Here is a 15,369-nt window from a genome sequence, read left to right on the forward strand (position 1 = left end):
TGTCATAAGACGTCTCTCTATATCATACCTTTTTACGTTAGAAACGAAAACCGATAAGATTAAATTCCGAATTTAGATAAACTAATTTGAATCGACTAGAACAAGACTAATTAAAAACACGTAACGGTTTAATTTGTGTCTTATTATCTTCATGGACTTGATAAATTGCCAACGTCTTTTGATTATACTCGATTCTATAAGGTTGATTTTCTAACCAATGAGTTGGTCGATTTAATTTTTGACCGTAGGAAACTTTTCTAGCTGTTTCTTCGTCTACTTGATAATTTGGTAAATGAGATAGTCCCGCTTCCAGTGGTAATAAAGCAGATTGAAGTTGTTCTTCGTTTAGTTGTTCTAACTGTTTAAACGTCAGAGCATTTGCTTGATTAAAATCTGCAGTAGCCGTTCGCGTTAACTTTGACATGTGTGTTGGATAACCAAGTGCCTTGCCAATATCGACTGCAAGTGTTCGGATATACGTTCCTTTTGAGACTGTTGTTTCAATTTCAAATGAAACACTGCCATCTTTAAAGGTAAGCGTATTTGGTACAAGTTTTATTGAATCAATTGTTACACGTCGTATAGGACGTTCAACTGGTATATTTTCTCTAGCGTATTCATACAACTTCTTCCCATTTACTTTTACCGCAGAATAAAGTGGTGTCACTTGTTCAATCTCACCAATGAATTGTTGCAAAACTTCTATAATTTTCTCTTCTGGGATCGGATGTTCTAGCGTGACTTGTTCAATCATATTACCTGTTTGATCTTCAGTATCTGTTGACTTACCGAGTGTGATCTCTGCATGATATGTTTTCTTAGTATCAGTCAAATATGGCACAATTTTAGTGGCCTCTCCAATACAGATTGGTAAAATCCCAGATACTTCAGGGTCTAATGTCCCTGTATGTCCAACTTTTTTAGTTTTAAAGAGTCGTCGTAATGCCATCACACAATCATGCGACGTCATACCACGTGGCTTCCACAAAGGAACAATTCCATTCATCGGTCATCCTCCAAATCTTTAGTGATTAGTAAACCAAGCACTGAAAAACCCTTGAATCATAAGAAACAAGGGTTTTACTTTGCTTATTCTTCTGACTGATTTAATTCATAAATAAGTCGTTCAATTCGATTACCTGTTTCGATCGCTCGATCGATTTCAAAGATTAATTCAGGTGTTTTACGTAATCGAATTTGTTTACCCACTTCTGAACGAATAAAACCTTTTGCTTTTTCCAGACCAGCTAAAGTTTCTTCTTCCTTTTTAGTATCTCCAAAAACAGTTAAGAACACTTTTGCTTGCTGCAGGTCACCTGTAACCTCTACATCAGTAATGGTAACAAACCCTACACGTGGGTCTTTCAACTTATGTGAAATAACTTCACCCATTACTTTCTTAATTTCTTCAGCGACTCGATTCGCACGAATTTGACTCATGAGCTCTCACCTCTATTTTTATCGAAAATAACAATTATTTATCCATACCATTGCCGTTCAATCGTTCGATACTCTAGTTCTGTAAAGGAATCGATTCTCGCTAAGCAAGCGTCAATCACTTGCTCAGCATGTTGTCTATCTTGCGATAAAGTTGCAATTCCTATTAAAGAGCGTTGCCAAAGGTTTTGATAATCAAGTTCACTAATCGTTATATTAAAACTATTCTGCAGTCGGTGAATCACCTTTTTAATGACAGCACGCTTATCTTTCAACGATTGTGCTTCATAGATATGGCATTCTATTTCGACATACAAAATCATGAGCGAGCTATTTCCTCCATAATAAAGCATTCGAAAATATCGCCAACTTTGATATCATGGAAGTTTTGTAAAGTAATTCCACACTCATAGTTTTGAGCGACTTCTCTAACGTCATCTTTAAAACGTTTTAGTGAGTCAATTTCACCTTCGAATATAACGACACCTTCGCGAATCACTCGAACACCAGCATCTCTTGTAATTTTACCATCAGTAACATAGCTTCCAGCAATTGTACCAATTCTAGAAACTTTAAACGTTTCACGTACTTCTGCTTGACCAATAACTTTCTCTTTATATTCTGGATCAAGCATACCTTTCATTGCGTCCTCAATTTCTTCAATTGCTTTATAGATTACTCGATGTAGACGAATATCTACGTTTTCAGCTTCAGCTGTCTTTTTAGCGTTATTATCTGGACGAACGTTAAAACCAATTACAACAGCATTTGATGCACTTGCTAGAATAACGTCTGATTCAGTAATACCACCTACACCAGTATGAATGATATTAACCTTTACACCTTCAACTTCAATTTTCTGTAGTGAAGACGCCAATGCTTCAGCAGAACCTTGTACGTCTGCTTTAATGATAAGGTTAATTTCTTTAATTTCACCTTGTTTAATTTGCTCAAATAGATCTTCTAAGCTAACTTTAGTTTGTCCACCGCGACGTTCTTCTATTTGTTTTTGAGCGCGAAGTTCACCAATTTGTCTAGCAGTTTTCTCATCTTCAAAAACTACAAATTGATCTCCAGCTTGTGGTACATCGCTTAATCCAGTAATTTCTACAGGAGTTGATGGGCCAGCTTTTTTCACTCGTCTACCTGTATCGTTAACCATTGCGCGAACTCGACCATAAGTATTTCCAACAACGATCGGATCACCAACTCTTAACGTTCCCCCTTGAACGAGTAATGATGCAACTGAACCACGGCCTTTATCTAATTCAGCTTCAATGACTGTACCGTGAGCACGTTTATTAGGATTTGCTTTAAGTTCTTCTACTTCTGCAACTAATAGAACCATTTCGAGTAAATCATCAATACCTTCATTTTTCAGAGCTGAGATTGGTACGAAAATTGTATCGCCACCCCAGTCTTCTGCAATTAGTTGATACTCTGTTAATTCTTGCATAACTCGTTCTGGGTTTGCTGTTTCTTTATCAATCTTGTTAACTGCAACAATGATTGGTACTTCTGCTGCTTTAGCGTGGTTGATAGCTTCAACAGTTTGAGGCATAACACCGTCATCTGCAGCTACTACTAAAATTGCAATATCAGTAATTTGTGCACCACGTGAACGCATACTTGTAAAAGCTGCGTGACCTGGAGTATCTAAGAATGTAATCTTCTTATCTTCAAATCGAATTTGATACGCACCAATATGTTGCGTGATACCGCCCGCTTCTCCTGCCGTTACTTTAGTGTGACGAATTGAGTCAAGTAACGTTGTCTTACCGTGGTCAACGTGACCCATAATCGTTACAACTGCTGGGCGTTCAACTAATTGATCTTCATCATCTTCTTCAATAAATTGAGCTAAGTTTGTTTCATCAATTTCAGCTACTTTTTGTACTTCTACATTATATTCAGCAGCAATTAACTCAATTGTATCATCATCTAAAGCCTGGTTTTTCGCTGCCATTACACCAAGTAGCATCAGGTTTTTAATGATTTCATTAGTTTTCTTACCTAACTTTTCTGCTAACTCATCGACTGTTAGTGAGCCCGTATACTTAAGAACATTCGATTCTTCTTTAGCTGGGCTAGCTTTCTTAGGTTGCTCTTGTTTTGTTTCTTTTACTACTTTTACTTTTTCATCTTGCTTATTTTGTTTAGCTTGTGGTTGTTTTTTCGGTTGTTCAGCCACTTGTTCTTGTTGCTTATCGTTCTTTGGTGTTTCCTTTTTATTATCAGCTTTTTGATATGCTTGATCCAATAGATCAACTTCTTTCTGCGAGATCGTTGACATGTGATTTGATACTTCCACACCCAACTCCGCTAACTTATTAATTACTTCCTTACTTGATACATTCTGCATTTTGGCATATTCATAAATTCTAATTCTAGCCATACAGTCACCCCCGAATTATTTTAGTCGAGCAATGAGTTAATTTTTTTTGCGAACCCTTCGTCTGTAATAGCGATAGCAACTCTTCCTGACTTACCGATTGCATGAGATAGTTTATCTCTATCCATAATCGTTCGGTAAGGCACACGATAGTATTGACATTTATCTGTCATCTTTTTATGTGTTTGATAACCAATATCACTAGCTAGTAAGAGAAGTTTCGTACGTCCAGATTTTATATCTTTAATGATTTGATCTTCACCAATTGATACCTTACGAGCACGAGTTGCTAAACCAATTAAATTTAATACCTTTTGCTCGTTACTCAATGCTTTCACCTTTTACTACTTTCAATAAATCTTGATAGACTTGTTGAATATCATCTACTTGAAAATGACGTTCAATCGCTCGGCTCTTTTCCGCTTTTTCAACGATTGTATGATCTACCGACACATATGCACCACGTCCATTTTTCTTACCTGTTGGATCGACGAAAACGTCACCTTCTTTAGTTTTAACAATACGAATTAATGATTGCTTAGGTTTCATTTCATTAGTAATAATACATTTTCGTAATGGTACTTTTCTCGTTTTCTTAGCCATGATTTTCTAACTCCTTAATCAAATAAATCATCACTATCAGTAAATAAGTGGTCATCTTCTTTTATTATATCAACATCTGTAAGTAGACCTAACTCTTTTGCTTCTGTTTCGTTCTTAATATCAATTTTCCAGCCTGTTAATTTAGCTGCAAGTCTTGCATTTTGACCACGTTTTCCAATTGCTAATGATAATTGATTATCTGGTACGACAACAGTCGTAGCCTTCTCTTCTTCATTAACTATAACATGAGTTACTTTTGATGGGCTTAATGCGTTAGATACATATACTACAGGGTCATCTGAATATTCAACAATATCAATTTTTTCGCCTTTTAATTCATCAACAACCATCTGAACACGTTGTCCTTTAGGGCCAACACATGAGCCAACCGGATCAACTTCTGGATTTTCAGCGTAAACTGAAATCTTTGAACGATCTCCTGCTTCTCTAGCAACTGATCGAATTTCTACCGTTCCATCATAGATTTCTGGAACCTCTGTTTCAAATAGTCTCTTTAATAAACCTGGATCTGTACGTGATACGAATACTTGAGGACCCTTATTCGTATTCTCAACTTTAGTGATGTAAACTTTGATTCGATCATGAACTTCGTATGTTTCATTTGGCATTTGATCGCTTTTTGCTAATTTTGCTTCGATTTTACCTAAGTTAATATAGACAAAACGCGGATCAACACGCTGGATAATGCCATTCATAATATCTTGTTCTCGATCAATATACTCGTTATAAATCACGCCTCTTTCAGCTTCTCTAACTCGTTGTGTCACAACTTGTTTTGCTGCTTGTGCTGCGATTCGACCAAAGTCTTTAGGTGTTACTTCTACTTCAATAACATCTCCGATTTGATAATTCGGGCTAATCTCAAGTGCTTCCTCTAGCGTCAACTGTTGATTCTTATCTTCGAGGACCTCGACGACTTCCTTTCTCGAATAGACTTTCATGCTTCCTGTCTCTTCGTTTAAATCAACTCTTACATTTGACGCAGATTTAAAATTTTTCTTATAAGCTGAAATTAAAGCTGCTTCGAGTGCATCGATCAAAACATCTTTATCAATACCTTTTTCTTCACTAAGAAGATGAATAGCATTAAAAAGATCTTTACTCACTTTTTCTCCTCCTCTAATTAAACGACACAGCTAGTCGTGCTTTGGCAATTTTGTCATATGGAATTTCTACTTGTCGCATTCGACCTTTGTCATTAAATTCAATAACCACAATATCTGATTCGTCAAAAGCAATCAGTTTTCCTTCATAACTTTTTTCATTGTTAATATGTTGGTACAACGACACGTGAACATGTCGACCAATTTGGTTTTGTAAATCTTCACGAGTTTTTAGTGGTCGTTCAGCACCTGGGGACGAAACTTCTAGATAATAAGCTGCTTTAATCGGATCATGCTCATCCAATTTCTCACTTAATCGTTCAGATAATTGTCCACATTCTTCAATATCGACCCCACCAGGTTTGTCGATAAAGACTCGTAAAAACCAATCCTTTCCTTCTTTTACATACTCAATATCAACTAATTCTAAGTTCATTTCTGTTAAAAGTGGCATAACAATTTCTTTTGTTTGTTCTTTGACACTTTTGCTCATATGAGAACCTCCTTTTTCACGATCAAAACTAAAATTAAATTTAAGTTTGTCAATTTCTCTTTCATGTTTAAAGATTTCAATAATTAGTATTTGATTAAATGAAAAATTAAAACTTCAATTACTTTGTTTAACTCTAGCACGGTTATCAATAAGGAATAGCAACGATAAATCCCTTGCCAGGATTGACAAGGGATTCGATCAGTAACCTAATAATGATTAAGAAAGAGTGGGCATGCCCACTCTTCAATCCGAACCGTTTAAAACTAAGTGCAATTATATCACTAAATTAGGCATAAATCAAGACTTTTATCAAAAATGTTAAAATAATGAAAGTTGATTTTTTTCTTCCATTCCTTCTAAACAGCCATGATTATCAAGATAATCTAATACGGTTCTAGAAATTCTACTTCTTTCACGCAGATCTTCTTTTGATAGGAATTCGCCTTCTTCTCTAGCTTTAACAATGTTTAATGCAGCGTTAGTACCAAGTCCATCTATCGCATTAAATGGTGGGATTAATTGATTACCATCAACGAGGAACTCTGTCGCACTTGATCGATATAGATCAACCTTCGCAAAAGAGAAACCTCGTTCATTCATTTCTAAAGCTAATTCAAGAACAACTACTAAACTTTTTTCTTTTGGTGTAGCATCATTACCTTTAGCATAAATTTCTTCAATCCGTTTCCTAATCGCGCTTGATCCTTGTATCATCGTATCTAGTTCGAAGTCACTCGCTCTTACAGTGAAATAAGCCGCGTAGAATAGAATTGGGTGATGCACTTTAAAGTATGCGATGCGTAATGCCATTAAAACGTAAGCAGAAGCATGCGCTTTAGGGAACATATACTTTATTTTTCGACAAGAGTCAATATACCAATCTGGTACATCATGCTTTTTCATTTCTACGACCCATTCATCTGTAAGTCCTTTTCCTTTACGTACGGATTCCATGATTTGGAATGCTAAAGAAGCATCCAAACCTTGGTGCATAAGGTAAACCATAATATCATCACGACAACCGATAACATCTGACAATTCACAGATCCCTTGATTAATTAATTCTTGAGCATTGCCTAGCCAAACATCGGTACCGTGTGATAATCCTGATATAATAACAAGTTCTCCAAATGTAGATGGATTCGTATCCTCAAGCATTTGACGAACAAAACGTGTACCAAACTCAGGTACGCCTAGTGTCCCTGTTTTACATAAAATTTGCTCTGGTGTGACGCCTAATACTTCTGGGGATGAGAAGATTTTCATAACTTTTTCATCATCAACTGGAATATCTTTAGGGTCAATACCGCTTAGATCTTCAAGCATCCGAATCATCGTCGGATCATCATGACCAAGGATATCAAGTTTTAACAAGTTAGCATCGATTGAATGGAAATCAAAGTGCGTCGTTAACCACTCTGAATTCTTATCATCAGCTGGATATTGAATCGGTGTAAAATCATAAATATCCATATCTTCTGGAACGACAATAATACCACCTGGGTGTTGTCCTGTTGTTCGTTTAACGCCAGTACATCCGAGTACTAAACGATCAACCTCTGTATTTTTAATGTGTAAGTTGTGATCATTTGCATAGCCTTTAACGTAGCCATATGCTGTCTTTTCTGCAATGGTTCCAATCGTTCCCGCGCGGAAGACCTTATCTTCGCCAAATAATTCTTTTGTATAGTTATGGGCCACTGGTTGATAGGTACCTGAGAAGTTTAAATCAATATCAGGTACTTTATCACCTTTAAATCCTAGGAACGTCTCAAAAGGAATGTCTTGTCCATCTTTTTTGTATAGTGTTCCACAGTTTGGACAATCTTTATCTTTAAGATCATATCCACTTGCATACTGGCCATCTGTAAAGAATTCATGGTGACAACAATTAGGACAACGATAATGCGGTGGTAATGGGTTAACCTCTGTAATCTCTGTCAGTGTTGCGATTAACGATGAACCTACAGATCCACGAGAACCAACTAAATATCCATCATCTAATGATTTCTTAACAAGTTTGTGGGAAATCAAATAAATAACCGCAAACCCATGTCCAATAATACTCTTTAACTCTTTTTCCATTCGTTCTACAACTATGTCCGGCAATTCTTCACCGTACAACTTACGTGCTGAAGCATAACTCATATCACGAATTTCTTTATCCGCACCTTCAATATTAGGTGTATAAAGATCTTTTTTGACTGGGCTAATTGCTTCAATGTCGTTTGCAAGCTTTTGGGTATTTGTGACAACAATTTCTTTTGCCTTATCATCATCTAAGAAATTAAAACATTCAAGCATTTCATCAGTCGTTCGAAACGGTACATCTGGTAGTGATCGACGACTTAATGGATTTCCCTTTTGTGACTTAATTAATATTTGACGATAAAATTTGTCCTCTTTATCTAAATAGTGAACATTACCTGTTGCGACACAAGGTTTATTAAGCGTATCTGCTAGATCAACAATATTTCTTATAATCTCATATATTTGCGCTTCATTTTGAACTAGCTCTTGTTCAATTAAAGGATAATAATTAGCAGGTGGTTGCACTTCAATATAATCGTAAAAATCAGCTACTTTTTCCGCTTCTTCAATTGATTTTTGCATCATCGTTTCAAAAACTTCACCTTGCTGACACGCTGAACCAATTAAGATACCCTCTCGATGTTCGATAATCTTTGATCTCGGAAGACGTGGTACACGATAAAAGTAATCAACATGTGCCATTGAAATTAATTTATATAAATTCTTTAAACCAATTTCATTCTTAGCTAATAGTGTTGCATGATACGGTCTAGCTCGTTGGTATGCATTTCCTTCACCCATGTGTTGATTAAACTGATTATGATTTGTGATCCCTTTTTCTTCCGCTTCTTTGACGAGCTTCCAAAGTAAATAAGCAGTGGCTTCAGTATCATAAATCGCTCGGTGATGTTGAGTAAGTTCAATGCCGTAATGCTTACATAATATATTTAGACGGTGACTTTTCAGTTGTGGCAAAATAAAACGTGATAGCTCTAAAGTATCAATGACTGGGTTTTTAACCTTTTCAAGATCAATTCTTTGAAAGCCTTGATTAATAAAACCAATATCAAAGCCTGCATTATGCGCAACAAGAATGCCGTCACCAATCCAATCATGAAATTCCTGTAATACTTCCTCAACTTCAGGGGCATCTTGCAACATGTCATCGGTAATCCCCGTTAAATCAATAATTGTTTGCGATAGCGGTTGATGAGGATTTGCAAAGCGTTCAAATTTATCAATAATTTCTCCATTTTTAATTTTTACCGCCGCTAGTTCAATAATGGTGTCATAAACTGCAGATAGTCCTGTCGTCTCAACATCAAAGACAACATAAGTTGCATCTTTTAAATCTCGATCGACTGGATTATAAGCAATCGGAACACCGTCATCTACTAAGTTTACCTCTACACCATAAATTACCTTAATCCCATGCTTTAAACCGGCAAGATGTGCCTCTGGGAAAGCTTGTGCAACAGCATGGTCAGTAATCGCAATCGCAGGGTGTCCCCATTTTGCCGCTCGCTCAACTAAATCCTTAGCAGAAACAACCGCATCCATTTGACTCATCATTGTATGACTATGAAGCTCAACTCTTTTTTCATTCTCTGGTGCGCGATCTTGCTTTGGCGTATAAGTAATTTGATTAAGGTCGCTCAACATCATCGTTAATTCATTTGAAAAATTATCTGTTTGAATGCTTCCACGAACTTTAACCCAAATTCCTTTTTTAATTTTTGCAAAAAGCTCTTTATCTTGATCATTTCTAGAGAACATTTTCACCGTAAACGAGTCTGTATAGTCTGTCATTTTAATCATTAATAATTGACGACCTGAACGTAAATCTCTAGTTTCCACATCAAAAATGTATCCTTGTAAAATAACGCGCTTTTCCTCTTCAAAAATGTCGCTCATTTGGACTGCTGGTTCCTTAATTGGATAACCAATTTGAATCAGCTCATCTTTATTTTCCTGAGATTTCTCCTGTTCTTTTTTCGTTTCCATTGCTTTTTTAACGAGTAATTTATCTTCTAGCGCTTTTTGTTCATTAAACTTCTCAATTTGTTCTTGTTCATTCTCAACATACACATTGAGTTGCCAAATTGGTAATCCATACTGCTGACAATACTGTTTAAACAATGGTGTTAGACGATTTTTTATCACAGTAGCTTCTGCAGAATTTCTCGCTTGAATGTGGAGTTGACCGTTGTCTGTTTTTGGCTGACATTCCTTTAGATGATCAGCATAAGCTGGTGAAAGCTCTTGCTCTTGTGTAATAAAATCTTGCCAATAATCACACATTACCTTTGGAGAGATCGATTGATCGTTATAATTAAGTGTAAATGTAACTGTTGCGACCATTTTAAAAGCTTCCTGTAGTTTAGACCTAAACTGTTTGAAAAGCTCTATTGGTAATATAGACTCTAATTGAAATTGAAAATTCCAACGTTTTTCTTGCTTAAAAACTTCTAATTTTAACAACATTGATTGGTCAAAGTATTGTCTTTGTTCATTGACATTTAAATTGATTTGATCTAGTAATACATTCATTTTTTCATGACTGGATAATCCCATTTTAATCCCTCCAGATCATAGCTTTGATTAATAGTGTATTAATATGTATATTTATAAACCCTTGTCCTGAAAAAGACAAGGGTTTACCGATTAACCTAATACTTCAGTCAAATAGCTAATTAGTTCAGATTGGTGACGCTCTTCTTGCTCATTAGTACGTCTAACCTTACATTCAACAATTCCTTCACTTGCTTTTTTGCCGACTGTGATTCGGTACGGTATACCGATTAAATCACTATCAGCAAACTTAACACCTGCACGCTCATTTCGATCATCATATAAAACATCAAAGCCTGCATCAGTTAATTGTTGATATAACTGATCTGCAAGTTCAAGCTGTTCCGGTTTGTTGTTTAACACAAGTAAGTGAACTTGGTATGGTGCAATTTCAACTGGCCAAGTAATTCCTCGATCATCATGATATTGCTCAACAATTGCTGCTAGAGTTCTAGAAACACCAATTCCATAGCAGCCCATTGTTAGAACTTCAGACTTACCTTGCTGATTTAAATAAGTAGCACCTAACTTTTCAGCATAGAATTTACCCAATTTAAATACTTGACCAATTTCGATCCCTTCAGCAAATTTAATCGTACCTTTACCATCAGGAGATGGATCTCCCTCTTGGATAAAGCGAATATCCGCATATTCAGGATCGATTAAATCTCGTGTTGGATTAACATTGATATAGTGAACCCCATCTTCATTCGCACCACACGTTGCATTTGATAAAGCTTTTACTGCGTTATCATAAACAACTCTAATTCCCTCTGGTACACCGATTGGGCCAATTGAGCCAAACCCTACGTTCATTAATTTAATTGTCTCTTCTTCTTCTACTAAAGCAACAGTTTTTGCTTTAAGGTAATGTTTTAATTTAATTTCGTTTACCTCGTGATCACCTCTTGTCACAACTAAGACAAAATCATCATCAGCTTTAAAAAGAAGTGATTTCATGCCTTGGCTAATGTCTTGATTTAAGAAGTCAGCAACCTCTTGCATGGTTTTTTGACCAGGTGTATCTACCTTAGTTAATGGTTGCTGTGGTTCTGTTGAAAATTCATAAGTATCAAGAACCTCTGCCATTTCAATATTTGCTGCATAGTCTGAATCAGTAGAGAATGCAATTGTATCTTCACCAATGTCTGCTAATGCCATAAATTCATGAGTGTCCTTACCACCCATTGCACCAGCATCTGCAATAACAGGACGGAAATTTAAACCTAAACGTTTAAAAATGCGCGTATATGCATCGAACATTAATTGATAGCTCTCATTTAAGCTTTCCTCGCTAGTATGGAAAGAGTAAGCATCTTTCATGATAAACTCGCGTCCTCTTAATAAACCAAATCTAGGACGACGCTCATCACGGAACTTCGTTTGAATTTGATAAATTGTCAAAGGTAATTGCTTATAACTTCTCACTGCATCACGAATTAAGCTTGTTGCGATTTCTTCATGAGTTGGACCTAGAACGAAATCACGCTTATGTCTATCTTTTAAGCGAATTAATTCATCGCCCATAGCGTCCCAACGCTCTGTTTCTTTCCAAAGTTCAGCCGATTGTAATGCAGGCATAAATGTTTCATTTGCACCAATCGCATCCATTTCTTCGCGTACAATTGCTTCAATTTTATTTAATACTTTTTTTCCTAAAGGTAAAAAAGTATAGACACCAGAAATGTTTTGTCTAATAAATCCTGCTCGCAGTAACCATTTATGACTCGCTGCTTCTGCATCTGCTGGTGTTTCTTTTAATGTCGGAATTAATGTTTTACTCTGTCTCATCATTCATCCACCTTTTAAATCATTTCATCTTACATAAATAATCTTTGAATATCATTCCAAGTAACAATAATCATTAATAACATCAATAAAGCAAATCCAATAAAATGGACTAATCCTTCTTTTTCTGTTGAGATTGGCTTTCCACGAATTGCTTCAATTCCAATAAACAATAAACGTCCACCATCTAATGCAGGTAGTGGTAACAAATTAATCACACCTAAATTAACGCTTAATGCTGCTGTCCAGTGAATAAGTGTCCAAAAACCACTTTGAACCATTTGATCTGTCGCATCATAAATCGCAACTGGACCACCTAACATATCAAGTGAAAATTGTCCGGATACGAGCATACCAACATTAATAACGATCAATTTCGACCATTCATACGTTTGTTTAATACTATAGGGGACTGCCCGAAGTGGTGATTTTTCAATATAGGGTAATACACCGATCCGTCCGATCGTGAGCTCACCTTCTTCGTTTGCACCTGGCGTAACAGTAATTTCGATTTGCTGACCAGAACGATTAACTGTCATTAATAATTCTTGCTCTGGATTTTCACGAATAAATTGTTGAAATTCACTCCACTGGCTGATTGATTTCCCTTGAACGGATATCACCTCATCACCAGATTGAAATCCAGCAATGTCCGCTGGAGAGTTCGGTTGAATCTCGCCTAATATAGCTTCATCAACAGGGATACCTTGAATAGATCCCATAAAGAAAAATAATACTGCTGTTAAGACAAAGTTCATTAGTGGGCCAGCGAAAAGCTGCATAGCACGCTGACGCTTTGTCTTGGAAGCAAACTGACGATTATATGGTGCAATTTGCGTAGCAACTTCATCCATAATATATTCTGCATTTTCTGCTACATGGTAAGTCTTAATATCCTCTTCTCCGACTAGGCTTCCAATGATAATTAATTCATGGTCTAAATCAGCTCGTTCAACTTCAATAACATGCGCTTGTGGATACTTCGCTTTATGATTAATGACTATTTTTTGTACTTTGTTATCTTGATTGAAAATTAACCCAATATGTTGCCCTGGCTTTAAATCAACAATCTCTGGGTCCTCGCCTGCCACACGGACATATCCCCCCATTGGTAAGATACGGATCGTGTATAATGTCTCACCTTTTTTCACAGAAAATATCTTTGGACCGAATCCAATTGCAAATTCTCTAACAAGCATACCTGCCCTTTTAGCAAAAATAAAATGACCAAACTCGTGAACAAATACGAGTAGACCAAACATTAGGATAAAGGCTACAATCGTGTTCAATTAACGTTCACTCCCTTATTAACCGATAAATTGAATTAAGTGTAAAAATGGAAAAACAAATAACCAACTATCAAAACGATCAAGGATTCCACCATGTCCAGGTAACAAACGGCCTGAATCTTTTACTTCATAGTGTCGCTTTAAGCCAGACTCGACTAGATCGCCAATTTGTCCAACTAAACTTGCGAAAAATGAAACAACCATTACAACTATCACTGAGTCATGAACTGGGAAAATCAAATTGAAAATTGTACCAGTAATAACTGCAATGATCGCTCCACCTATTGCTCCTTCAATTGTTTTATTAGGACTGATTTCAGGAATTAATTTATGTTTTCCAAACATATTACCGGAGAAATAAGCTCCAGTATCAGTCATTAAGATCACAACAATTGCAAAGAAAACATATTCTAATCCTACTGATCGACTTGCTACAAAATAATGAAAACCTAATCCGATATAAATCGATCCTAATACTAAAAATCCTGCATCATCAAAAGTAAATTTATTTTTCAATAAAACAGTATATGATAGGATAAGTAAAGAAATTATAAATAAAAGCTCAATCCGATTAACTGTAATTGGAAGTAAATCAGCAATAACTGTTTCTGGGAGTAGAAATGCCCATAATAATAGCATTGCCAATCCTAATGGAATTTTATGGTTCGTTAGTTGGCGCATTTTTATTAGTTCGTATAAACCGATAGATCCAATTAATAACATTACAATTGATAAAGGCCATCCCCCGATAATGACAAAAGGGAAGAAAAATGCAATGGCTACAATTGCAGTTATTGTTCTTGTTAACATAAATACACACCTTCTCTTTACTATTCTAAACCGCCATACCTTCTTTTACGTTTTTGAAAAGCTTTTAAAGCTTCTACAAATTCTTTTTCTGAAAACGCTGGCCAATAAGCATCAGTAAACCAAAACTCAGTATAGGCAAGTTGCCATAATAGAAAATTACTTAGTCTAATTTCACCACTCGTTCTAATTAATAAATCAGGGTCCGGTAAATGAGATGTATATAAATAATTATTGACAAGTTGCTCGTCAATTTGTGAAGGGTCTAATTGATTCATATGAACATCTTCTGCAATTGATTTTACCATATTAACTATTTCAGAACGACTACCATAGTTCATAGCTATATTGAGAATCAGTCCGGTATTATGCTTAGTTTTATCAATAGCTTTAGTAATCGCTTCTTTAGTATGTGGTGGTAATTGATCCATTTGTCCGATCATTTCTATCTTTACATTTTCTTTAATCAAGTCAGGTAAATATACATTAAGAAACTCTTGAGGAAGTTTCATTAAGTATTTCACTTCTTGATCTGGTCTTTTCCAGTTTTCTGTTGAAAATGCGTATAGTGTCAATACTTTAATTTGATATGCATTGGCAACTTCAACAATTCGTTTAACATTATCCATCCCTTGTTTATGCCCTGCTATCCTTGGTAACCCTCGTTGCTTTGCCCAACGGCCATTTCCATCCATTATAATCGCCACATGGTTAGGTATAATGTTTATTTGATTATCTTCATTAGATATTAATTTATTTTTATTCATAAAAGGCCAAAAATTTATTGCCATTATCTTTCCTCCATTACAAAACATTGATCAACAATATGATGCT

General features: G+C 35.9%; 13 protein-coding genes. All 13 read right to left on the reverse strand.

Going from position 1 to position 15,369, the window contains the following annotated elements:
* Window positions 1–106 precede the first annotated feature (106 nt).
* Window positions 107–1,006 carry a tRNA pseudouridine(55) synthase TruB gene (gene truB, locus AXY_RS07440; RefSeq protein WP_015010186.1) on the reverse strand — a complete coding sequence of 300 codons (900 nt, stop codon included), beginning with the start codon at window positions 1,004–1,006 and terminating at the stop codon, window positions 107–109.
* A gap of 83 nt (window positions 1,007–1,089) precedes the next feature.
* The gene (gene rbfA / locus AXY_RS07445; RefSeq protein ID WP_015010187.1) at window positions 1,090–1,440 is read right to left on the reverse strand and encodes a 30S ribosome-binding factor RbfA; all 351 of its coding nucleotides are present in this window, start codon (window positions 1,438–1,440) and stop codon (window positions 1,090–1,092) included.
* 38 nt (window positions 1,441–1,478) lie between these two features.
* The gene (locus AXY_RS07450; protein ID WP_407919026.1) at window positions 1,479–1,790 is read right to left on the reverse strand and encodes a DUF503 domain-containing protein; all 312 of its coding nucleotides are present in this window, start codon (window positions 1,788–1,790) and stop codon (window positions 1,479–1,481) included.
* Window positions 1,757–3,832, reverse strand: a complete 2,076-nt coding sequence (gene infB / locus AXY_RS07455; RefSeq protein WP_015010189.1) for a translation initiation factor IF-2 — start codon at window positions 3,830–3,832, stop codon at window positions 1,757–1,759. The genes AXY_RS07450 and infB overlap by 34 nt, the downstream gene beginning before the upstream one ends.
* A 20-nt stretch (window positions 3,833–3,852) precedes the next feature.
* On the reverse strand, window positions 3,853–4,167 hold the full coding sequence (locus AXY_RS07460; RefSeq protein WP_015010190.1) for a YlxQ family RNA-binding protein: 315 nt from the start codon (window positions 4,165–4,167) through the stop codon (window positions 3,853–3,855).
* Window positions 4,151–4,432, reverse strand: a complete 282-nt coding sequence (gene rnpM / locus AXY_RS07465; RefSeq protein ID WP_015010191.1) for an RNase P modulator RnpM — start codon at window positions 4,430–4,432, stop codon at window positions 4,151–4,153. Before rnpM ends, AXY_RS07460 begins: the two co-directional genes overlap by 17 nt.
* Window positions 4,433–4,446: 14 nt before the next feature.
* Window positions 4,447–5,559, reverse strand: coding sequence for a transcription termination factor NusA (gene nusA, locus AXY_RS07470; RefSeq protein ID WP_015010192.1), 1,113 nt, complete (start codon window positions 5,557–5,559; stop codon window positions 4,447–4,449).
* Between the two features lie 13 nt (window positions 5,560–5,572).
* Complete coding sequence (gene rimP, locus AXY_RS07475; protein ID WP_015010193.1) at window positions 5,573–6,049, reverse strand: ribosome maturation factor RimP; 477 nt, start codon at window positions 6,047–6,049, stop codon at window positions 5,573–5,575.
* Window positions 6,050–6,367: 318 nt separating this feature from the next.
* Window positions 6,368–10,654: a PolC-type DNA polymerase III gene (locus tag AXY_RS07480; protein WP_015010194.1), complete on the reverse strand. Its 4,287-nt coding sequence runs from the start codon at window positions 10,652–10,654 to the stop codon at window positions 6,368–6,370.
* Window positions 10,655–10,744: 90 nt separating this feature from the next.
* The gene (locus AXY_RS07485) at window positions 10,745–12,442 is read right to left on the reverse strand and encodes a proline--tRNA ligase (protein ID WP_041450138.1); all 1,698 of its coding nucleotides are present in this window, start codon (window positions 12,440–12,442) and stop codon (window positions 10,745–10,747) included.
* Between the two features lie 29 nt (window positions 12,443–12,471).
* On the reverse strand, window positions 12,472–13,728 hold the full coding sequence (rseP, locus tag AXY_RS07490; RefSeq protein ID WP_015010196.1) for an RIP metalloprotease RseP: 1,257 nt from the start codon (window positions 13,726–13,728) through the stop codon (window positions 12,472–12,474).
* Window positions 13,729–13,746: 18 nt separating this feature from the next.
* Complete coding sequence (locus tag AXY_RS07495; RefSeq protein ID WP_015010197.1) at window positions 13,747–14,538, reverse strand: phosphatidate cytidylyltransferase; 792 nt, start codon at window positions 14,536–14,538, stop codon at window positions 13,747–13,749.
* A gap of 20 nt (window positions 14,539–14,558) precedes the next feature.
* The gene (locus AXY_RS07500; protein WP_015010198.1) at window positions 14,559–15,326 is read right to left on the reverse strand and encodes an isoprenyl transferase; all 768 of its coding nucleotides are present in this window, start codon (window positions 15,324–15,326) and stop codon (window positions 14,559–14,561) included.
* Window positions 15,327–15,369 lie beyond the last annotated feature (43 nt).

This window comes from Amphibacillus xylanus NBRC 15112 (assembly GCF_000307165.1).
Taxonomy (GTDB): domain Bacteria; phylum Bacillota; class Bacilli; order Bacillales; family Amphibacillaceae; genus Amphibacillus; species Amphibacillus xylanus.